This window comes from Empedobacter brevis, assembly GCF_965118635.1.
In the GTDB taxonomy this organism is placed as follows: domain Bacteria; phylum Bacteroidota; class Bacteroidia; order Flavobacteriales; family Weeksellaceae; genus Empedobacter; species Empedobacter brevis_A.
Genome location: NZ_CBCPHV010000001.1, coordinates 453,682 through 476,199 on the forward strand (window position 1 = coordinate 453,682; position 22,518 = coordinate 476,199).

The window sequence follows — 22,518 nt, forward strand, 5'->3', positions numbered from 1 at the left end:
AAGATTTATGGCTAAACAAAAACATATTGAACAAGACGGTACGATTACAGAAGCATTATCCAATGCAATGTTCCGTGTCGAATTAGAAAATGGACATGTTGTAACATGTAACATCTCTGGTAAAATGCGTATGCATTATATCAAATTATTACCAGGTGATAGAGTTAAAATAGAGATGTCTCCTTACGATTTAACGAAAGGTAGAATATCTTACAGATACTAAAAGAAATAATAACGACTGGTGATAGAGTTAATGTAAATACGTTAACTCTATCGGATTATAAATAAATTTACAAAGATGAAAATTAGAGCATCCATTAAAAAGAGAAGTGCTGACTGTAAAATTGTGCGTCGTAAAGGACGTTTGTATGTGATCAACAAAAAGAATCCTAAGTTTAAACAAAGACAAGGTTAATTATTTAGAATTATGGCAAGAATTTCAGGTGTAGATTTACCTAAAAACAAAAGAGGGGTAATCGGACTTACATACATTTACGGGATCGGAAGAAGTAGTGCTTCTAAAATCTTAGCTGAAAATAACATTTCAGAAGATACAAAAGTTAGCGAATGGACTGATGATGAAATCAACGCAATCCGTACATCGATCAATGAAACTTTCAAAGTAGAAGGTGAATTAAGATCAGAAATCCAATTAAACATCAAACGTTTAATGGATATCGGATGTCAAAGAGGTATTCGTCACAGATTAGGTTTACCATTACGTGGTCAAAGAACAAAAAATAACTCACGTACAAGAAAAGGTAAAAAGAAAACAGTTGCTAACAAGAAAAAAGCCACTAAATAATAAATAGGATCATGGCAAAAAATCAGAAAGTAGTAAAGAAAAGAAAAGTAGTTATTGAAGCTACTGGACAAGCTCATATTCAAGCATCGTTTAACAACGTTATCGTTACTTTAACAAACAAAAATGGTGAAGTTATCTCTTGGTCTTCAGCAGGTAAAATGGGATTCCGTGGATCTAAAAAGAACACTCCTTACGCTGCTCAAGTAGCTGCTCAAGATGCAACAACAGTTGCATACGAGGCAGGATTAAGAAGAGTAAAAGTATTCGTGAAAGGACCAGGTCAAGGTCGTGAATCTGCTATTAGAACAATTCATAACGGTGGTATCGAGGTTTCTGAAATCGTTGATGTTACTCCATTACCACACAATGGATGTCGTCCACCTAAAAAGAGAAGAGTATAATCATTTTTCTCAATTTAATTATTTAATATATTTAATAGTAACAAATCATGGCAAGATATACAGGACCAAAAACTAAAATTGCAAGAAAATTTGGACAACCAATTTTCGGTGACGATAAATCTTTTGAGAAAAAGAAATATCCTCCAGGGCAACACGGACCTAACAAAAGAAGAGCTAAAAAATCAGAATACGCTATTCAGTTAGCTGAAAAACAAAAAGCAAAATACACTTACGGTATTTTAGAGCGTCAATTTGCTAACTTATACAAAAAAGCAAATGCATCTAAAGGAATTACAGGTGAAGTGTTATTACAATTATGTGAATCTCGTTTAGATAACGTAGTTTACCGTTTAGGTATCGCAAACTCACGTAGTGCTGCACGCCAATTAGTTTCTCACAAACACATAACTGTAAACGGAGAAATCGTGAACATCCCTTCTTACCAATTAAGAGCTGGTGATGTAATCGCTGTTAGAGAAAAATCTAAATCTTTAGCTGCAATCACAAACTCTTTACACGCACGTAGCGAGTACGATTGGTTAATTTGGAATGACGAACAAAAATCAGGAACTTTCACAAAAGCTCCAGAAAGAGTTCAAATTCCAGAAGATATTAAAGAGCAATTAATCGTCGAGTTATATTCTAAATAAACCTTAAAATCAGACTAATAAAATGACTATTTTAAATTTCATCAAACCTGACAAAGTAATCTTAGTAGAATCTGACTCTAAATTCGGACAATTCGAGTTCCGTCCATTAGAACCAGGATACGGGATTACAGTTGGAAATGCTCTTCGTAGAGTTTTACTTTCTTCATTAGAAGGATATGCAATCACTTCAATAAAAATTGAAGGAGTTGAGCACGAATTTTCAACTATTCCAGGAGTAGTGGAAGATGTTACAGAGATCATTTTAAATCTGAAAAAGGTTCGTTTTAAGAAACAAATTGATGAATCAGATGCTGAAACTGTAACTGCTACTATCTCAGGGCAAGATCAATTAACAGCTGGTGATTTAGGGAAATTTATTTCTGGATTCCAAGTTTTAAACCCTGAATTAGTTATCGCTAACTTAGATGCTAAAGTAAATGTAACGATTACATTTACAATCGAAAAAGGTAGAGGATACGTACCAGCTGATGAGAATAAAAAGGCTTCTGCGCCAATCGGTACTATAGCAATTGATTCTATTTACACTCCAATTAAGAATGTAAAATATGCAATTGAAAACTATCGTGTAGAACAAAAAACTGATTACGAAAAATTAGTTTTTGAAATTACTACTGATGGTTCTATAACACCTCAAGATGCTTTAACTGAAGCAGCTAAAATATTAATTCACCACTTTATGTTGTTCTCAGATGAGAGAATTACATTAGAAGCAGAAGAAGTTGCATCTGGTGAAACTTATGATGAAGAAGCATTACATATGCGCCAATTATTGAAAACAAAATTGGTTGATATGGATTTATCAGTAAGAGCATTAAATTGTTTAAAAGCAGCTGAAGTTGAAACATTAGGCGAATTAGTTTCTTTCGCTAAGTCTGACTTAATGAAATTCAGAAACTTTGGTAAGAAATCTCTTACAGAGCTAGAAGAATTGGTGGACAGCAAAGGTCTTAACTTTGGAATGGACATCGCAAAATATAAGTTAGACGTAGAATAATTTTATTAAAAAATGAGACACGGAAAAAAATTTAACCATTTAGGTAGAACTGCCTCTCATAGAAGAGCTTTATTATCTAATTTAGCTATAGCGTTGATTACTCACAAGAGAATCAATACAACAGTAGCAAAGGCTAAAGCATTACAAACATATGTTGAGCCTTTATTGACAAAGTCTAAAACAGACGATACTAACAACCGTAGAGTTGTATTTTCATACTTACAAGATAAAGAAGCTGTAACTGAATTATTCAGAACTGTAGCTCCTAAAATTGCTAATCGCCCAGGAGGATACACTCGTATCATCAAAACTGGTTTCCGTTTAGGTGACGGTGCTGATACTGCAATGATCGAGTTAGTAGATTTCAATGATATCTATACTAACGCGAAAGTAGAGAAAAAAGCAACTACACGTCGTAGTAGAAAAAGTACTAAAACAGAAGAAGCTGCTCCAGCTGCTGAAACTGAAGGTACAGAAGAAGCATAATCATACAAGATTATATATTAAAAGCCTCCCAAATTGGGAGGCTTTTTTTATGTCAATTAATTTCGATTATTTGTAATACTTCAACTATTTTCAAACTTCTAATTTTCTATATATGATTGTTTTAAAATCTTAATGTTAAAAAATCAACTAAAATCCTTATTTTTGGATTGATTTTGGCAATATACCAATTCTCAAACATAAATAGAGATATGAAAAAAATACTATTCATGATGGCTGTTGCAATGGCAGTTGTTTCATGTAAAAAAGATGATAAAGTTGTAGGTAAAGATAAAGAAGGAAAAGAATTAATCGTAAATGAAAAAGGTGATACTGTTGCCAAAATAGAAACGACAGATTCTTTGAAGGTTGAAACACCTACTGAACCAGAAGTTGTAGCTATTACAAAAGATGCAGACGATAAATATGCTTACAAATATAATTTAGAGATTGGGAAAACTTATCCAATGACGTTAGGTGTTAAAACAACACATACAGCTTCTGATGGTAAACAATCTCAGAAAATGTCAAGCGAAAGCAAAAAGCAAATCGATTATACTGTAAAAGATTTTAAGGACGGTGTGTATACATTAGAAGTAAAATCTAAACAATATAGCGAGAAAATGACTGATCCTTCAGGGAAATCGATTTCGTATGATACAAACTCTGCAAAACCATCAAATAAAGATATTGCAATTTCTTGGTCTATTTACAAAGCGATGACAGGAAAATCATACACAATGAAAGTAGATCAGAAAGGGAAAGTATTAAGCGTTGATGGATTAGAATCAATCAAAACTTCAATTCTTAATTCAGTTAAAAAAGAAGTTTCTGCAGAAGAGTTTAAATTCTTTACTCAGGTTATTGACAACTCATTGAACAAACAAGCTATTTCTTCTCAATTTGAAGAAACAATGAATATTTTTCCGAACAAAACTTTAGCATTAAAAGAATCTTGGAGCGATAGTCAAAAAATTGATCAAGGTCCAATGAAAGGTAATATTTCGATGAAAAGAACTTTATCTAGTGTTGAGCCTACAAATACGACAATTACTGTAAATGGAACGCAAAGTTTGAAAGGAAATGAGTCGCAACAAGGTGTTACAATGTCTGCGAATAGTAATGCAAATGTAGATGGAAAAATTTTGTTGGATACAAAATCAGGTTGGATCAATAAAGTAAATCTAACGAAAAAAGAAACATTAAAACGAACAGTAGAAGCGCAAGGTCAAAAGCAAACGATGACTGAGTCGGTTACAACTGTTACAACAGTTAATTAAGATGAAAACAATTCTTTGGATTATAATTTTAAGTATTATTTTCTTAACTATTTTTAGATTTTTAAGAAAAGTCTTTGCTGTAAAAAAAGTTTTTCAAGAAGCAATTAATCAACAGAGAGAGGCTTTTAATCAGAGCCAAAACTCAAATGATTCGTACAAAGAATCAAAACAAAACACATCTTTCGACAAACCGAAATATAATATTGAGGCCGAAACGGTGGATTATGAAATAATCGAAGAAAAAAAGGATGAAAAATAAAAAGAATTTACTCTACGTTCTTATCTCATTGCTAGTATTTGCAGTGATTGCATTGCTTTATTGTGCACCAGTTTTATCAGGAAAATCTGTTATTCAGCCCGATATTATCAATTACAAAGGAAGCGCGCAAGAAATGCTTACTTATCAAGATAAAACAGGAGAAAATGTATATTGGTCCGATGCAATGTTTGGAGGAATGCCAACATATCAAACTGGAGCAAAGTATAGTTTTGATGTTATTAAAACAATTGATGGCGCATTTAGATTTTTACCACGTCCAGCAGATTATATATTCTTATTATTTACAGGATTTTTTATTCTTGGATTAACACTTTTCAAGAAGTGGCAATATGCATTAGTTGGTGCAATTTTCTTCGCATTCGGTTCATATTATTTCGAATTAATAGCAGCCGGACATAACGGAAAACTACATACAATAGGTTATTTTGCTCCTTTAGTTGCCGGGATTCTTCTATTATATCGAAAAAAATATATTGCAGGTTTTGTGCTTACCACATTATTTATGGGATTGCAATTACAAGCAAATCACATCCAAATGACATTCTATTTGTTTTTGGCAATGTTGGTTTTTGCAATCGTTCAATTTATTGATAGTTTAAAGAAAAAAGAATTACCTGCTTTCTTAAAATCATCTGCTTTAGCTGTTGTTGCAATTATTATTGCTGCAGGATTGAATGCGAATAGATTATTATCTACGTATGAATATAGCAAAGAAACTACTCGTGGAAAATCTGAAATGACATTGTTGAAAAAGAATTCAAACGGATTAGATCATGATTATATCACGCAATGGAGTTATGGAAAATTAGAAACATTAAATCTTTTTATTCCAAATTTGATGGGAGGTGGTTCGCAAACGAATCCAGAGGATTTAAAAAATTATACTTCAGAATTACAGAATACACAATATAGCCTTGGTGAAGACGAGTTTAATCAGCAAGTTTTTCAGGCTGTAGCAAGTCAACCAAGAAGTGCTTATTGGGGAGATCAGCCAGGAACATCTGGTCCAGCTTATCAAGGAGCTGTAGTCGTATTCTTATTTATCATTGGGATATTTATGGTACGAGGTAAATACTCGATCTATAAAAAATGGTTAGTTGCGGCAACAATTTTAAGTTTCATTTTGGCTTGGGGTAAAAATCTACCATTTATAACTAACTTATTTATTGATTATTTCCCAATGTATGATAAATTCCGTGCAGTATCATCTATCTTGGTAATTGCCGAATTTACAATGCCATTTTTAGCAATTCTAACGTTATATTATTTCTTCAATTCTGATGAATCTGATGAATTCAAAAAGAAAGTTCTTTATATAGCTGGAGGTTCTACTATTGGTATTTTAATTCTATTTTTCTTATTTGGAGGAATGATTTTTCCGTTTACTTCGGAGAATGAAAAATTAATGACCGAACAATTAATCGGACAAATTCAACAAGCAAATCCAAATGCAATAGGACTTTGGGATGGATTAATAAAACGATTGGATGAAGCATTAATACAAGATAGAATTGCAATGTTTAAAGCAGATACAATTCGAACATTGATTTTTGTTTTGTTTACAATGGGTTTATTGTTAGCTTATTTATTCAAATTTATCAAGAAACCAATCATTGTTATTTTAGCAATTGGAGCATTAGCATTTATTGATGGATTTACTGTAAATAAAAGATATTTGAACGAAGATAATTTTGTGTCTAAATACATTGTTGATAATCCTTTTCCAACGGAAATGTCGCCTCGTTTACAAACAGAAGCAGAGAACAATAATAATGTAGCACAAATTGCTTACAAAGTTCCATTGAATAATTTATTATCGAATATTTCAAAACAAGATAAATCACATTTCCGTGTGTATAATACGGTTTTAAGTACATTTAATGAAGCTGGAACTTCATATTTTGTTCCTTCTATTGGAGGTTATCATGCAGCGAAATTAGGGAAATATCAAGATGTTGTAGATATCTATTTCTCTCAAGATCCGCAATTGAAAAAATACGGAATAAAAGATGAAAAAGGATTGATTAATGTATTGAATATGATGAATACAAAATACATTATTCACGGAAGTCCAACACAGCCTCAAGTTCAAGAAAATCCTACAGCTTTGGGAAGTGCTTGGTTAGCATCGAATATTAAGTGGACAGAAAATGCTAATGATGAAATTTTAGCAATTAATTCTACATCAATTGATCATACAGTTATTTTACGTAAAGATTTGGTTGAGAACAAAAACTTAAATGTTACAGCAGATGCAAATGCGAAGATAGAATTGGTTGATTATTCACCAATGAAAATGACTTACAAATCATCTTCTAACACAGATCAGATTGCTGTTTTTTCAGAAGTTTATTATCCACATGGATGGATAGCAACTGTTGATGGAAAAGAAGTTCCGATCGAAAAAGCAAATTATGTATTGCGTGCAATTCCTGTTCAGAAAGGAAATCATACAATTGTGATGGAATTCAAACCACAAGTTATTTCTACAGGAAATGCAATTGTGATTGTTGCGAATATTTTACTTTTAATTGTTGTGGTTGGAGGTATTTATTTAGGATATAAAAAATGTTCTTCGAAAGAAAATTTAAACTTAGCCACTGAAAAGGCTTAATGTAAGAATGAAAAAAATATTAATCATCACCTATTATTGGCCTCCTGCGGGAGGTCCTGGTGTTCAAAGATGGTTGAAATTCACAAAATATCTTCCCGAATTTGAATATGAAACGTATGTTTACATTCCAGAAAATCCTTCTTATCCAATTCTCGACGAAACTTTAGCAAAAGATATCAATCCAGAAGTTAAGATTGTCAAGAATAAAATTTGGGAACCTTATCAGTTAGCTGAAAGACTGAATCCCAAAAATAAAGCATACAAAGGTGGACATTTTGAAAAGAAAGAAAATCAATCTTTCATGTCGAAATTATCAGTTTTTGTTCGTGGAAATTTCTTTATTCCAGATGCACGAAAGTTTTGGGTAAATCCTTCTGTTGAATATTTAAAAAACTTTTTACAGAAAGAAAATATTGATACAATTGTTACATCTGGTCCGCCTCACAGCCTTCATTTAATTGGTTTGAAGTTAAAAAAACAAATACCAAATCTTAAATGGTTGGCAGATTTTCGAGATCCTTGGACGCAAATTAGTTATCACAAAGAATTAAAATTAACTTCTTGGGCAGCTAAAAAGCACGAAGATTTGGAACGAGAAGTAATGCAAAAAGCTGATGTTGTTTTAGCAACAAGTTATGCAGACGGAGAGAATTTTAAGAAAATTGGTGCAAAACATGTAGAAGTTATAACAAACGGTTTCGAAGAAGTAAAACAACAAATAGAAAAAGATCGAAATTATTTTCACTTGACGTATTCTGGTGGTTTGGAAATGCTTCGAAATCCAATTGCTTTATGGAAAGCTTTAGCTGAAATTAGCAACGAAAATCAATCGTTTCTACAAGATTTTAAACTTGATTTTTATGGTTCTTTAGCTGATGATGTTAAGCAAACAATTCTTGAACAAGGATTGCAAAATAATTTGATTGTTCATGGATATGTTTCGCATCAAGAATCGTTAAATGCGATTAATTCTGCAAATATATTGTTGTTAACAAACTTTGATAATAGTGCTTCAAAAGGAATTATTCCAGGAAAATTATTTGAATATATGGCAACAGGAAATCCAATTTTAGCGATTGGCCCAGCTGATGCAGATGTTGAAAAAATACTTCAAAAAACAAAAGCAGGTGATTATTTTTCTCATCAACAAGTGAATGAAATTAAAACGTATATTCTTTCGATTTATAATCAATGGTTAAAAAATCCGAAACAAAAATTTGAAACGAACGAAGTAGAAGTTCAGCAATTCAATCGAAAAAACTTAACGAAAAAGTTGGTTGAAGTGATTAATAAGTTATAAAAATATTTTGTTGATTTAGAAAAAAAAAGCGTGTTTTCCTTTTAGAAAAACACGCTATTTTAGCTATTATTTCAAAATAAATATTTTTTTTGAATGTCAAATTATAACCATTAAATATATCCTTATTGAAATAAAATTATCAATATCATAATTTAAAATGAATAAATTAGTTAAGTTGATAAAATTTATTACCTAAAAAAATCAAAATCTAACATTCATCATAAACGGTTTGAATATATTTTACCTAAATTTATTCTCGGAAAAAATAAAACTACAAAAAAATGAATGACAATCGTAAGAAAGATGCATTGAATTACCACTCAATGGGTCAACCAGGAAAGATTGCAGTTGTGCCTACAAAACCTACAAATACGCAACGTGATTTATCGCTTGCTTATTCACCAGGTGTTGCGGAGCCTTGTTTAGAGATTGAAAAAGATCCAGAAAACGCCTATAAATACACGGCAAAAGGAAATTTAGTTGCTGTAATAAGTAACGGAACAGCTGTCTTAGGTTTAGGAGATATCGGCGCTGTAGCTTCAAAACCAGTAATGGAAGGTAAAGGTCTTTTATTTAAAATATTTGCGGATATTGATGTTTTTGATATTGAATTGGATACAAAAAATGTTGATGAATTTATTAATATTGTAAAAGCTTTAGAACCAACTTTTGGAGGAATCAACTTAGAAGATATCAAAGCACCTGAATGTTTCGAAATTGAGAAACGCTTGAAAGCAGAAATGAATATTCCTGTTATGCACGATGATCAACACGGAACAGCTATTATTTCTGGAGCAGCTTTGATAAACGCTTGTGAATTACAAGGAAAGGATATTTCCAAAGTTAAAATTGTTGTAAATGGAGCTGGAGCAGCAGCAATTTCGTGTACAGCAATGTATATTTCTGTTGGAGCAAAAAAAGAGAATATCGTGATGTTGGATAGCAAAGGCGTTATTCGTGCTGATCGAGATAATCTTGATCCATCTAAATCAGAATGGGCAACAAATCGTGATATTTCTACTTTGGCAGATGCTGTAAAAGATGCTGATGTTTTCATTGGTTTATCAGCTGCTGATATTTTAACAGCCGAAATGTTAAAGACCATGGCCGAAAATCCAATTGTATTGGCTATGGCAAACCCAAATCCAGAGATTGCTTATGATTTAGCTGTTTCAACTCGTCAGGATCTTATTATGGGAACAGGCCGTTCTGATTATCCAAATCAGGTAAACAATGTTCTTGGTTTCCCTTATATTTTTAGAGGAGCTTTGGATGTTCGCTCTACAACGATTAACGAAGAAATGAAAATAGCTGCTGTTCGTGCAATTGCAGAATTAGCAAAACAGCCTGTTCCAGAAGTTGTAACACAAGCATATAATAATCATTCAATAAAATTTGGTAAAGATTATATTATTCCAAAACCTAATGATCCACGTTTGTTACCAGAAGTTTCGGCAGCAGTAGCAAAAGCAGCGATTGAAACTGGTGTTGCAAAGAATACGATTACAGATTTTGAAGCTTATAAATTGTCATTAATTAAACGAATCGGAAAAGAAAGTACGATTATGCGTAATATGACACAAACAGCAAAATCAAATCCAAAACGTGTAATTTTTGCAGAAGGAGATCGTTTCGAAATTCTTCGTGCAGCACAAATTGTAAAAGAAGAGAAAATTGCAATTCCAATCATTTTAGGTAAGAAAAGTAAAATTCAACAAATGATTAAAGATTATATGTTGGATTTGGAAGATGTAGAAATTGTGGATATAAATGCAGAAGAAGATTCAGATCGATATAATCAATTTGTAGATTTCATTTATACGAAGCGTCAACGAAAAGGAATATCAAAATCTGATGCGAAGAAATTATTGAGAGATCGTAATTATTTTGGTGCTTGTATGGTTGAATTTGGTTATGCAGATACAATGATTTCGGGAATGACGAAAAATTATTCGCAAGCGATTCGTCCAGCTTTAGAGTTAATAGGAGCAGAAGAAGGCGAAAAAGTGGCGAGTATGTATATGATGTTAACTGAAAAAGGTCCAATTTTCTTAGGAGATACAACGGTTAATTTAGATCCGACTTCGGAAGATTTAGTCAACATTACATTGCAGTTTAATGAAACAATTAAAAAGTTCAAAATAGAGCCAAGAATTGCATTATTATCTTATTCAAACTTTGGTTCTAATAAAGGAGAAACAGTTTCTAAAGTTCAGAATGCAGTAAATTATTTACATAAAAATCATCCAGAAATTATTGTAGATGGAGATATTCAAGCAAATTTTGCTGTAAATAAACAAAAGTTACAAAGTAATTTTCCGTTTTCTAAATTAGCAGGAACTTATGCAAATACTTTAGTTTTCCCAAATCTTGAATCAGCAAATATTTCGTACAAATTATTACAAGAATTAGGAAATATAGAAGCAGTTGGTCCAATTTTGATTGGAATGAAGAAACCAATTCATTTGTTACAATTAGACAGTACAGTTCGTGAAATTGTGAATATGGTTACGATTGCTGTCATAGATGCACAACAACATCAATAAAATATAAAATTTAGAATATAAAAAAGTCCACTTAAATTATTTAAGTGGACTTTTTTGTTTACATATTCCGACATTAAAAAAAAGAGAGTTCGATGTTACGAAATGAAGCACGATCTCTCTTTTATGTGATTGTTAATATTTTGTTTTAGTGCATCTTTTTTTTAAGATTTTACTAATCTAATTTATAAGAGTTAGCTCCTGTTCCAGCAAGATTTCCTCCATCTACTATTAGATGCTCTTTAGGAATTGGTTTCCCTTCAAAGAAGCATTGTAGGATTTCTAATGTTCCTGCTGCATAACGAGCTTGTCCTGATAATGATGTTCCTGAAATGTGTGGAACCATGGCATTGTTTGGCATTGTGCGCCAAGGATGGTCAACAGGAGCAGGTTGAGGAAACCATACATCTCCACCATATCCAGCAAGTTGTCCTGATTCTAAAGCACGTACAATTGCCTCACGATCACATAGTGCACCACGAGCAGTGTTAACTAAATATGCTCCATGTTTAAATTTTGATAAAAATTCATCATTTATAAATCCTTGTGTAGAAGGATAAAGAGGAGTTTGTACATTAATTACATCACATACTTTTACTAGTGATTCTGGAGTATCGTGATAAGTTACATTCAACTCTTTTTCGATATCTTCTGAAAGTCGATTCGGATCATAGTAATGAAGTTTTACGTCAAATGGTTTCATACGTCTAAGTACAGCCAAACCAATACGTCCTGCTCCAAGTGTACCAAATTCCATTCCTTCAATATCATAACTACGTGAAACACAATCTGCAATATTCCATCCGCCCATAGCAGCTATGTTGTGTGATGGTATAAAGTTACGAACTAATGCAAGTGCTGTTAACACTACGTGTTCTGATACACTGATAGAGTTTGAAAAAGTAACTTCGGCAACAGTAATACCATGTTCTGCAGCAGCTTTTAAATCTACGTGATCTGAACCAATTCCTGCAGTAAGTGCTAATTTTAACTTTTTAGCTTTTGCAATACGTTCTGCAGAAAGATATGCTGGCCAAAAAGGTTGTGAAATTACGACATCAGCATCAGGTAAATGACGATCAAATACAGAATCGGCACCATCTTTATCGCTAGTAACGATCAATTCGTGTCCATTTGCCTCAAGATAAGAACGTAAACCTAAAGCACCAGAAACACAACCTAGTAATTCTCCTGGAGTAAAGCCTAACTCACCTGTCGGTTTTGGAGCAGTTTGTCCATTAGGATATACCTGAATTTCAGGAATGCTTGTACGTGCATATTTTGGAGGATATCCTGTCACTGGATCAGGATATAAAACACAAAGAATTTTTGCCATTTTTTTTAGTTTTAAATTATATTTCAAAGTTAGAGTGAAATGAGTATACGTTTGTTTGCGTAATCACGTCAAAGGTTGTATTTTTAGGACATTTAAGGCTTAATTTTATAATTATAAACATTCAAATGAAAAAAGTACGATCTATCCAGATGAAAGAGAAGATTAGTACTCTTACTACCGAGTTATTTAATAAATTTTCTGTTTCTGAAGATTTTTATATCAATAGGATTTCGGATCATTTTACAACTTACCATGCTTATATAGAAAAACCGCATAGGCATTCCACTGTGATGATTGTTTATTTTACTCATGGATCAGGAATTCATGATATTGATTTCAAACGATACGAAGTAAAACCTGGTAGTGTCTTTATGTTAACTCCTGGACAGATACATGCTTGGGAATTATCTGAAGATGCGGAAGGTTATATTCTTTTTCATTCAGAATGGCTTTTTAATGATAAAAACTCGATTGCCCAGAAACTTCAACGTTCTCGGGTTCAGAAAGAATCTCTATCAAGCATGTTTATTCCATTATCAAAGAAAAGATTTACAGATATATTGGAATGTATGGTTGAAGAATATTTAGATAAAAAATTCGCTTCAAAAATATATTTAGCTTCTTTAATTACTCAAGTTTATCTAGAATTGTTTCGTTTACAGCTGGGGAATGATACGACTCTTATGGATACTCAAAGAATATATTATGTACATTATAATTTATTTGAAAAAATACTTGAGTACGAATATAAAACTAATAAGAAGGTTTCCTATTATGCATCTAAATTAAATATGACACCTAAACATTTGAATAGAATTGTTAATCAAGTAACAGGAAAAACGGCAACAGATGTTATTTTGGAAAGAGTAATATTTGAAGCTCAAAGAATGATTGTTAATACGGATTTGAATCTTAATCAAATTGCGTTGGAACTAGGATATGATGATTATACGTATTTTTCACGTCTTTTTAAGAAGAAAAAGGGAGTTTCTCCTTCTAATTTTCAGCGTTCAATTTCGTAAAGATTTATTTTTTGAATTAGATTACAATGACAAGAATAATCATTAAGAAATAGAATAAAAAAAAAGCCTCGCATTTACACTGCCCACAAAAAAGTTAGACACTATTTTTGGGGCAGTCCATTTAAAGGGTCTTTTTTTATTCGACTACTATTTGATAAAATCCGTTTTGTGAAAGTGACTCTATATTCTCAAACTTTACATCATCTATTTTATATTCTCCACATTTTCCAGATGACTTAGAAACATTGGCAATAAAATTAAAGATCTTAATTTCTTTTGCTTGTACAATAGCTTCATAAGTCGTCGAACCTTGTACATTACCAGGTTTATTTAAAAGAACTCTATTCTCATTATTAATTTCAAAAGAAATTCCTATTTTAGTATCGCCAGTATCTTGTAAAAAATGAAGATGTTCTCGTTTTAGTGTTCCTTTTTCAATTAGATTATCCCCTTTAGAATTTACAAATTCCAGTACAAGAGGTTTTGCTGGTTTATAACAATCATTATCATCATTACAGGAAAATAAGATAAATGAAAAGATGAAAGTTAAAAAAAATAATTTTTTCATAGTAGATAGATTTTTAAGTAAAATATATAATTTTTTTTTAATAAACAATATCGAGTTTTATTACAGTTATAATATTTGTTGAATATATTCATTGTGTGAATAATAAAAAAATAGAATTAAAAATTATTTTAATATATTTTAAGCTTTAATTTAACACAATAATGAAGAAGATTTCAAGAGTTGAAGTATCGAATACAGTAGGTCAAATCATTTTGAAAATGAATAAATCTTTAAAAGAATTAAACAAAACCTCTCTAAAATCGGGTATTTATTATGTGAAAATATATTTGCAAGATGGAAAAACTATGACAAGAAAAATCATTAAGAAATAAAAACAAAAAGCCTCGCATTTGCGAGGCTTTTCTATTTGATAAATGAAATATCTATTATTTAACTTCTTCGAAGTCTACATCTTCAACACCATCATTTTTTGCTTGATCTTGATCAGCACCTGGTTGATCTTGTGCACCACCTTGTTGACCTTCGTTCATTGCAGCATAAATTTCTTGTGAAGCAGCATTCCAAGCTGTATTTAATTTTTCCATAGAAGCATCAATTGCAGCAACGTCTTGAGCAGCATGAGCAGATTTAACCTCAGCTAAAGCTTCTTCAATTGGTTGTTTTTTGTCAGCAGGAATTTTATCTCCGTACTCAGTCAATTGTTTTTCTGTTTGGAAAATTAATGCATCAGCAGCATTTACTTTTTCAATTTTTTGTTTTGCTTCTTCGTCTTTTGCAGCGTTTTCTTGCGCTTCTTTTTTCATTCTTTCGATATCAGCATCAGATAATCCAGATGAAGCTTCAATTTTGATTGATTGCTCTTTTCCAGTTCCTTTATCTTTTGCAGAAACACTTAAGATTCCATTCGCATCAATATCAAATGTTACTTCGATTTGAGGAACACCTCTTTGTGCTGGTGGAATATCAACTAAGTCGAAACGTCCGATTTCTTTGTTATCGTTGAATAATGGACGCTCACCTTGACCAATTCTTAATGTTACTGCTGGTTGATTGTCAACTGCAGTTGAGAAAACCTCAGATTTTTTAGTAGGAATTGTTGTATTTGCTTCAATTAATTTAGTGAAAACACCTCCTAAAGTTTCAATACCTAAAGATAATGGTGTAACATCTAATAATAATACGTCTTTTACATCACCTGTTAAAACACCTCCTTGGATAGCTGCTCCAATTGCAACAACCTCATCAGGATTAACTCCTTTAGATGGTTTTTTACCAAAGAATTTTTCTACTTCTTCTTGAATTTTTGGGATACGAGTTGAACCACCAACTAAGATTACTTCGTCAATATCAGAAATTGATAATCCTGCATCAGATAATGCTTTTTGACAAGGATCCATAGAACGTTTTACTAAGCTTTCTGTTAACTGATCAAATTTTGAACGAGTTAAAGTTTCTACTAAGTGTTTTGGTCCTGTTTCGTTAGCAGTAACGTATGGTAAATTAATTTCTGTTTGTGATGAAGAAGATAATTCAATTTTAGCTTTTTCAGCAGCTTCACGTAAACGTTGTAAAGCCATTGCATCTTTTTTCAAATCAACACCTTCTTTTGCTTGGAATTCAGAAGCTAACCAATTGATGATTGCATCATCAAAATCATCACCTCCTAAGTGTGTATCACCATTTGTAGATAATACTTCGAATACACCGTCACCTAATTCTAGGATAGATACGTCGAAAGTACCTCCACCTAAATCGTAAACAACGATTTTTTTATCTGAATTTGCTTTTTCTAATCCGTAAGCTAATGCTGCAGCTGTAGGCTCGTTGATAATACGTTCTACTTTTAATCCTGCAATTTCACCAGCTTCTTTTGTTGCTTGACGTTGAGCATCGTTAAAGTAAGCAGGTACTGTAATTACCGCTCTAGATACTTCTTGCCCTAAGTAATCTTCAGCTGTTTTTTTCATTTTTTGTAAAATCATTGCTGAGATTTCTTGTGGAGTATATTTACGACCATCAATATCAACTGCTGGTGTATCATTATTTCCTTTTACAACTGAATAAGGAACACGACTAATTTCATCAGCGTCATTATTGAATTTTGTACCCATGAAACGTTTAATAGAATAAATCGTGTTCTTTGGGTTTGTTACAGCTTGACGTTTTGCTGAATCACCAACTTTTATTTCTCCTCCTTCTACGAATGCTACGATAGATGGAGTAGTTCTTTTACCTTCTGCATTTGGAATTACAACAGGCTCGCTACCTTCCATTACAGAAACACAAGAGTTTGTTGTACCTAAGTCGATTCCGATTATTTTGCTCATATTTGTTTAGTTATTTTGTTATTATTAATTTTATTTTCAACTTTATATACATCATCAAAAATGATGCTATTTCTAATTAGTCAATCTTTGTGCCAACCTATAAAATAATGACATCTGTTTTTTTTTAATGTCATGTTGTCAGATTAACAAAAGAAAATTACAATAAACGATGAATTATTCGTCAGTTATTTGCTTGATAAAATGTCAGTATTAAGGCTACTTTAAATTATAGTTAACCAATTTTACTACCGTTTTCAACTTTTCTTTCAGGATTTAGAAGTATAACATCTTTATCATCTCCATAAACACCCATTACCAAACATTCGCTCATAAAAGTGGCGATTTGCTTTTTCGGGAAGTTAACGACAGCTACAATTTGTTTTCCTATTAATTCTTCTTTTGTGTAAAGTGAAGTTATTTGTGCTGAACTTTTCTTAATTCCTAATGGTCCAAAGTCAATTTCTAATTGATAAGCAGGGTTTTTTGCTTTCGGAAAATCATTTGCAGCGATAATAGTTCCAATTCTCATATCAACTTTTTCGAAATCGTGCCAAGAAATATTTTCTGTATTATTATCAGGTTTTAAATTTTCTTTTTTAATAGGTTCTTTATCACAATTCATTTGGGTTATTTTTTCTTATTTAATTTCATAAAATTAATGATTAAAAATTACTTAAACTTTCTATAATTTATTCTTGAATATAATTTTTTGTAATCATAGATTTTTAACTTATTTATCAAATATATAATGTTATTTTTGATATGTTTTAAAAATGACTATGAAGAAATTAGTATTAATTTTTGGTTTACTCTCAATTATAACAAATGCACAAGTTCTTAATCATAAAGAAGAATTTACACGACAAGATTCTCTCCGTGGAACAAACAATGAATTCCGAAATTGGTGGGATGTCAAAAAATATAAAGTAAGCGTAGAACCAGATTATCAGTCCAAATCGATAAAAGGAAAAACAACTATTTTATTTGATAAAACGGCAAAACAACAAGCAGCTTTCTTACAAATAGATTTACAAGAACCGATGAATATTTCGGCTGTAAAATTGAATGGAAAAATCATTTCTGATTTCAAACGAGAAGGGAATGTTTATTTCATTAATGTCGGAAAAAATATCAAAAATAAATCGAACCAATTAGAATTAGAATACAACGGAAATCCACGTGTTGCAGTAAAAGCTCCTTGGGATGGAGGTTGGATTTTTGCAAAAGATGAAAAAGGACGCGATTGGATGTCTGTTGCTGTACAAGGTTTGGGCGCAAGTGCTTGGTTTCCGAATAAAGATTATTTAGGTGATGAGCCAGATAATGGAATGGAATTGGAGATTATCACGCCAAAAGATTTGGTTGGAGTAGGAAACGGAAGGTTAATTTCGAAGAAAGAAACTAAAAACAAATCCATTTATACATGGAAAGTTGTCAATCCAATCAACAATTATAATATTGTTCCATATATAGGTCATTATGAGAACTTCAAAGAAACTTACCAAGGTGAAAAAGGTAAATTGGATTTAGATTATTATGTATTAGATTATAATATCGATAAAGCAAAATCTCAATTTGAACAAGCTAAAATGATGCTCAAAAGTTTTGAACATTGGTTTGGTCCATATCCTTTTTACGAAGATTCTTTCAAGATTGTAGAAGCGCCACATTTAGGAATGGAGCATCAATCTGGAATTGCTTATGGAAATAAATTTGAGAATGGATATTTAGGTCGAGATTTGTCAAGTTCAGGTTGGGGATTAAAATGGGATTTTATTATTGTTCACGAATCTGGGCACGAATGGTTTGGGAACAATATTACCGAAAAAGATATTGCCGATATGTGGATTCACGAAGCATTTACATCATATTCAGAAACTTTGTTTATCGAAACTTATCATGGCAAAGATGCAGCAAGCGAATATGTTCGTGGAACAAGACAAGCGATCGAGAATGATATTCCAATTATTGGGATTTACGGAGTTCACAAAGAAGGAAGTGGCGATATGTATTATAAAGGCGCAAATATGATTCATACGTTGAGAACTTGGATGAATAATGACGAAAAGTTTAGAGAATTATTAAGAGGTTTGAACAAAGAATTTTATCATCAAACAGTAACAACAGAACAAATCGAAAATTATATTGCAAAATTTTCAGGATTAGATTTAACTTCTTTTTTCAATCAATATCTTAGAACAGTTAAAGTACCGACTTTAGAACTAAAACAAAATGGAAACAAAGTAGAATATCGTTATATAAATGTTGTCGATGGATTCAAAATGCCATTGCGATTAAAAAATTCTGATTTCACAATTCATCCAACTTCAAATTGGCAAACGATTGATAATTCGGCAATCAAATCGGTTTCCGATGTTACGATCAATCCAAATTATTATATCTATACGAAAGTTGAAAATTAATTAAATCAAAACAAATATCATCGATTATTGAATGATGATATTATAAATTTGTATCATGAAAAAATACATTGTATACGCAATCTTATCAGGATTACTATTAACAGCAGGTTGGCCTTCGCATGGTTTTCCATTGTTATTATTCATAGGATTTGTACCCTTGATGTTAGCAGAACATCAAATCACACAACGTGCAGAATTCAAGAAAAAAGGACGTAAAATTTTCGGACTTTCATTTTTAGCTTTCTTCATCTGGAATGCGATTGTTATTTGGTGGTTACATTTTGCAAAAGAAACAGACGCAAATGGAGATTTGCATAATTCGTGGAGCGCTTATCTAATTCCTGTTATTGCAAACTCGTTGTTTATGTCAATTGTTTTTCAATTGTATCATTTCGTTAAAACAAAAGCAGGTAATTTATATGGATTAATTTTTCTTCCTGCCATTTGGATGAGTTTTGATAAATTAACATTAAACTGGGAATTAACTTGGCCTTGGTTTAACCTTGGAAATGGATTTGCAAAATATTACGAATGGGTGCAATGGTACGAGTATACAGGAACTTTTGGTGGAGCACTTTGGATTTGGTTGGTAAATATTACGATATTCTATTATTTAACAGCTTATATCAACAAAAAAGAAATGAAATACCTGAATAAATTAGGTATTTATGCAGGATTATTAATCGTTATTCCAATTGGTATATCATATATTATTTATGCAAATTATCAAGAAAAAGGAAAAGCACTTGATGTATTAATTCTTCAACCAGATCTAGATCCATACAATGAAAAGTACATGAAAGATGGTTTGCAGATTTATGACGAATTGAAACAATTGGCTTTAAAAAATATTCAACCAAAAACTCAATTTATTGTTGCACCAGAAACTGCAGTTCCTGGATCTTCTGCATTAATTTTTGATCATATGTACGATGATTTAATCATCCAAGATATTCAACAATGGACAAAAACCAAAAAAGATTTACATTTTGTAACAGGAGCATCTATTATGAGAATTTATCCGATGGAATCTTTAGCTTCGGAAACAGCATCTGTTATGAAAGATGGAATTACATGGTACGACGCTTATAACTCGGCTTTGCAGATAAGTGGAAACGATTCTATAGAGGTTTATCATAAGAGTAAATTAGTGCCCGGAGTAGAAAATTTTCCATATCGTAACTATTTAATGCCAATTATTGGAGAATTTATGCTTAACTTTGGCGGCACAACAAAAACGTTGGGGATTCAACCTCATCGTTCTGTTTTCAAGAATAAAACAAACACCGCTACTGTTGCTCCGGTTATATGTTACGAATCTATTTACGGAGACTATACAACAGAATATGTGAGAGAAGGTGCAAATGTTATATTCACAATGACCAACGATTCTTGGTGGGGCTCTACCGATGGTCATCGTCAATTACTATTATATGGTAATTTGAGAGCTATTGAAAATAGACGCGCTATCGTTAGATCTGCAAATTCAGGTATTTCGGCTTTCGTTAATCAGCGAGGAGATATAATGAAGTCTTTACCATATGGAGAGCAAGGTGCCTTAAATGGGACAATTTTAATGAATAGTGAATTAACGTTTTATACAAAGTATGGCGATGTAATTGCGAGAATAGCGTTAATGATAATGGGAATTATCTTAGCTTATACACTTGCACAGAAGTTGTTGTACAAAGAAAATAAGAAAAAAATATAAAATTAATAACCTAAAGAGTTGTATAAGTAATATATAATTTGTTACTTTGCACTCCGTTTAAAATAGGACAATACAAAATAAGATGTCAAAAATTTGTCAAATTACAGGTAAGAAGAGATTAGTGGGAAACAATGTTTCTCATGCTAATAATAAAACAAAACGCACTTTTGAAGTGAATTTGTTCAAAAAGAGATTTTTTATGCCAGAAACTGGTGAGTGGATTACATTAAGAGTTTCTGCACACGGTTTAAAAACAATCAACAAATTAGGAGTTGATGAGGCTGTTAAACGTGCACGTAAAGAAGGTTTAATCAAATAATTTAAGACACCATGGCAAAAAAAGGAAACAGAGTACAGGTTATTTTAGAATGTACAGAGCATAAAGAAAGTGGTATGCCAGGAATGTCTCGTTATATCACAACTAAAAACAAAAAAAATACTCCAGATCGTATTGAGTTGAAAAAATACAACGCAGTATTGAAAAAGTATACAATTCACAAGGAGATTAAATAATAAAATTTTAGACGATGGCAAAGAAAACGGTAGCAACCCTACAAACTGGGTCTAAAAAAATGACCAAAGTTATCAAAATGGTAAAATCTCCAAAATCTGGAGCTTACGTATTTGTTGAAAAAGTAGTTAACGCTGATGAAGCAGATTCTTTCTTCGCGAAATAATTTGACTTATCACCTTAACAAAAAATATTTAAGGTTAATTGAGCTGCCTCGTTTTTAGGCGGCTTTTTTATTTCCTTATATTTTATGTATCTTCGTACAGAATTTTAAGAAATTTAGCTTATTAATGAGTTGGTTCAAAAAGATATTAGGTAAAGAAAGCAAAGAAAAATTAGATGAAGGTTTAGAGAAATCTAAAACGTCTTTATTTGATAAAATTAGTCGCGCTGTCGTTGGGAAATCTAAAGTAGACGATGAGGTTTTAGATGATTTAGAAGAAGTATTGATTTCTTCTGATGTCGGTGTTGAAACAACAATTAAAATTATTCGTCGAATAGAAGAACGTGTAGAACGTGATAAATATGTTTCAACTTCTGAATTAGATTTAATTCTTCGCGAAGAAATTGCAGGCTTACTTTCCGAAAATAATATTGATGATACAAATGGTTTTTCTATTCCAAAAAAAGATGTACCATATGTTATTATGGTCGTTGGAGTAAATGGAGTAGGAAAAACAACAACAATAGGTAAATTGGCTTCTCAGTTTAAATCTCAAGGATTGAAAGTTGTGCTTGGAGCAGCAGATACGTTTCGTGCAGCAGCAGTAGATCAATTAGTGATTTGGTCAGAACGTGCAGGTGTTCCAATTGTAAAACAAGCAATGGGTTCAGATCCAGCTTCGGTTGCATTTGATACTATTCAATCGGCAGTTGCTCAAAATGCAGATGTTGTTTTAATTGACACAGCAGGTCGTTTACATAATAAAATTAACTTGATGAACGAGTTAACTAAAATAAAACGTGTTATGCAAAAGGTAATTCCAGATGCACCGCACGAAGTTTTATTAGTTTTAGATGGTTCAACAGGTCAAAATGCTTTTGAACAAGCCAAGCAATTTACACAAGCAACAGAAGTTTCTTCTTTAGCAGTTACAAAACTAGATGGAACAGCAAAAGGAGGAGTTGTAATTGGAATTTCAGATCAATTTAAAATTCCAGTAAAATACATTGGTGTTGGTGAAAGAATTAATGATTTACAAGCTTTCAATAAAATGGAGTTTGTCGATTCTTTTTTCAAACGAAATAATTAAGAAATTCAATTTCTATAAAATAAAAAATCCTTCAA

Annotated in this window: 24 protein-coding genes; 20 read left to right on the plus strand and 4 right to left on the minus strand. The window is 31.8% G+C overall.

Annotated elements, in window-relative coordinates; genetic code table 11:
* Positions 1 to 7 precede the first annotated feature (7 nt).
* The 12 genes from infA (at position 8) to ACMHJW_RS02230 (ending at position 11,374) form a co-directional block, all read left to right on the plus strand.
* Positions 8 to 223, plus strand: coding sequence for a translation initiation factor IF-1 (gene infA, locus ACMHJW_RS02175; protein WP_019974180.1), 216 nt, complete (start codon positions 8 to 10; stop codon positions 221 to 223).
* 75 nt (positions 224 to 298) lie between these two features.
* Positions 299 to 415 (plus strand): type B 50S ribosomal protein L36, encoded by a 117-nt coding sequence (gene ykgO, locus ACMHJW_RS02180; RefSeq protein ID WP_013598490.1) that lies wholly within the window; start codon positions 299 to 301, stop codon positions 413 to 415.
* 12 nt (positions 416 to 427) lie between these two features.
* A complete protein-coding gene (gene rpsM, locus ACMHJW_RS02185; RefSeq protein ID WP_413531775.1) occupies positions 428 to 805 on the plus strand; it encodes a 30S ribosomal protein S13 in 378 nt (125 codons plus the stop codon).
* Between the two features lie 11 nt (positions 806 to 816).
* Positions 817 to 1,206 (plus strand): 30S ribosomal protein S11, encoded by a 390-nt coding sequence (gene rpsK, locus ACMHJW_RS02190; RefSeq protein WP_019974178.1) that lies wholly within the window; start codon positions 817 to 819, stop codon positions 1,204 to 1,206.
* 47 nt (positions 1,207 to 1,253) lie between these two features.
* Positions 1,254 to 1,856, plus strand: a complete 603-nt coding sequence (gene rpsD / locus ACMHJW_RS02195) for a 30S ribosomal protein S4 (RefSeq protein ID WP_413531776.1) — start codon at positions 1,254 to 1,256, stop codon at positions 1,854 to 1,856.
* Positions 1,857 to 1,878: 22 nt separating this feature from the next.
* The gene (locus ACMHJW_RS02200; RefSeq protein ID WP_114999020.1) at positions 1,879 to 2,871 is read left to right on the plus strand and encodes a DNA-directed RNA polymerase subunit alpha; all 993 of its coding nucleotides are present in this window, start codon (positions 1,879 to 1,881) and stop codon (positions 2,869 to 2,871) included.
* A 12-nt stretch (positions 2,872 to 2,883) separates the two neighbouring features.
* On the plus strand, positions 2,884 to 3,357 hold the full coding sequence (gene rplQ / locus ACMHJW_RS02205; RefSeq protein ID WP_413531777.1) for a 50S ribosomal protein L17: 474 nt from the start codon (positions 2,884 to 2,886) through the stop codon (positions 3,355 to 3,357).
* Between the two features lie 209 nt (positions 3,358 to 3,566).
* Entirely contained in the window at positions 3,567 to 4,634 is a 1,068-nt protein-coding gene (locus tag ACMHJW_RS02210; protein ID WP_413531778.1) for a DUF6263 family protein, read from the plus strand.
* Between the two features lies 1 nt (position 4,635).
* Positions 4,636 to 4,893, plus strand: coding sequence for a hypothetical protein (locus ACMHJW_RS02215; protein WP_413531779.1), 258 nt, complete (start codon positions 4,636 to 4,638; stop codon positions 4,891 to 4,893).
* On the plus strand, positions 4,883 to 7,528 hold the full coding sequence (locus ACMHJW_RS02220; protein ID WP_413531780.1) for a YfhO family protein: 2,646 nt from the start codon (positions 4,883 to 4,885) through the stop codon (positions 7,526 to 7,528). Before ACMHJW_RS02215 ends, ACMHJW_RS02220 begins: the two co-directional genes overlap by 11 nt.
* A gap of 7 nt (positions 7,529 to 7,535) precedes the next feature.
* Positions 7,536 to 8,828, plus strand: coding sequence for a glycosyltransferase (locus ACMHJW_RS02225; protein WP_413531781.1), 1,293 nt, complete (start codon positions 7,536 to 7,538; stop codon positions 8,826 to 8,828).
* Positions 8,829 to 9,109: 281 nt separating this feature from the next.
* A complete protein-coding gene (locus tag ACMHJW_RS02230) occupies positions 9,110 to 11,374 on the plus strand; it encodes an NADP-dependent malic enzyme (protein WP_413531782.1) in 2,265 nt (754 codons plus the stop codon).
* A 172-nt stretch (positions 11,375 to 11,546) separates the two neighbouring features.
* On the opposite strand, the gene ACMHJW_RS02235 is transcribed toward ACMHJW_RS02230, so the two are convergent.
* Positions 11,547 to 12,707, minus strand: a complete 1,161-nt coding sequence (locus ACMHJW_RS02235; protein ID WP_413531783.1) for an NAD-dependent formate dehydrogenase — start codon at positions 12,705 to 12,707, stop codon at positions 11,547 to 11,549.
* Positions 12,708 to 12,832: 125 nt separating this feature from the next.
* Here ACMHJW_RS02235 and ACMHJW_RS02240 point away from each other — a divergent pair, with 125 nt between their 5' ends.
* Positions 12,833 to 13,729 (plus strand): AraC family transcriptional regulator, encoded by an 897-nt coding sequence (locus tag ACMHJW_RS02240; protein ID WP_413531784.1) that lies wholly within the window; start codon positions 12,833 to 12,835, stop codon positions 13,727 to 13,729.
* Between the two features lie 136 nt (positions 13,730 to 13,865).
* On the opposite strand, the gene ACMHJW_RS02245 is transcribed toward ACMHJW_RS02240, so the two are convergent.
* Positions 13,866 to 14,297: a hypothetical protein gene (locus ACMHJW_RS02245; protein WP_413531785.1), complete on the minus strand. Its 432-nt coding sequence runs from the start codon at positions 14,295 to 14,297 to the stop codon at positions 13,866 to 13,868.
* A gap of 161 nt (positions 14,298 to 14,458) precedes the next feature.
* Between ACMHJW_RS02245 and ACMHJW_RS02250 the strand changes: the two genes are divergently transcribed.
* Positions 14,459 to 14,629, plus strand: a complete 171-nt coding sequence (locus tag ACMHJW_RS02250; RefSeq protein WP_413531786.1) for a T9SS type A sorting domain-containing protein — start codon at positions 14,459 to 14,461, stop codon at positions 14,627 to 14,629.
* Between the two features lie 54 nt (positions 14,630 to 14,683).
* Here ACMHJW_RS02250 and dnaK read toward each other — a convergent pair whose 3' ends face one another.
* Positions 14,684 to 16,585, minus strand: a complete 1,902-nt coding sequence (gene dnaK / locus ACMHJW_RS02255; RefSeq protein ID WP_413531787.1) for a molecular chaperone DnaK — start codon at positions 16,583 to 16,585, stop codon at positions 14,684 to 14,686.
* 232 nt (positions 16,586 to 16,817) lie between these two features.
* On the minus strand, positions 16,818 to 17,207 hold the full coding sequence (locus ACMHJW_RS02260; RefSeq protein WP_413531788.1) for a tRNA-binding protein: 390 nt from the start codon (positions 17,205 to 17,207) through the stop codon (positions 16,818 to 16,820).
* Between the two features lie 157 nt (positions 17,208 to 17,364).
* Here ACMHJW_RS02260 and ACMHJW_RS02265 point away from each other — a divergent pair, with 157 nt between their 5' ends.
* From ACMHJW_RS02265 to ftsY, 6 genes are all read left to right on the plus strand, one after another.
* Positions 17,365 to 19,008: a M1 family metallopeptidase gene (locus ACMHJW_RS02265; RefSeq protein ID WP_413531789.1), complete on the plus strand. Its 1,644-nt coding sequence runs from the start codon at positions 17,365 to 17,367 to the stop codon at positions 19,006 to 19,008.
* Between the two features lie 55 nt (positions 19,009 to 19,063).
* Complete coding sequence (gene lnt, locus ACMHJW_RS02270; protein ID WP_413531790.1) at positions 19,064 to 20,719, plus strand: apolipoprotein N-acyltransferase; 1,656 nt, start codon at positions 19,064 to 19,066, stop codon at positions 20,717 to 20,719.
* Positions 20,720 to 20,801: 82 nt separating this feature from the next.
* Positions 20,802 to 21,038, plus strand: coding sequence for a 50S ribosomal protein L28 (gene rpmB / locus ACMHJW_RS02275; protein ID WP_038337064.1), 237 nt, complete (start codon positions 20,802 to 20,804; stop codon positions 21,036 to 21,038).
* A gap of 11 nt (positions 21,039 to 21,049) precedes the next feature.
* Positions 21,050 to 21,232: a 50S ribosomal protein L33 gene (gene rpmG / locus ACMHJW_RS02280; protein ID WP_038337065.1), complete on the plus strand. Its 183-nt coding sequence runs from the start codon at positions 21,050 to 21,052 to the stop codon at positions 21,230 to 21,232.
* Between the two features lie 14 nt (positions 21,233 to 21,246).
* Entirely contained in the window at positions 21,247 to 21,396 is a 150-nt protein-coding gene (locus tag ACMHJW_RS02285; RefSeq protein ID WP_135835248.1) for a DUF4295 domain-containing protein, read from the plus strand.
* Between the two features lie 124 nt (positions 21,397 to 21,520).
* Complete coding sequence (gene ftsY / locus ACMHJW_RS02290; protein ID WP_413531791.1) at positions 21,521 to 22,483, plus strand: signal recognition particle-docking protein FtsY; 963 nt, start codon at positions 21,521 to 21,523, stop codon at positions 22,481 to 22,483.
* Positions 22,484 to 22,518: the final 35 nt, after the last annotated feature.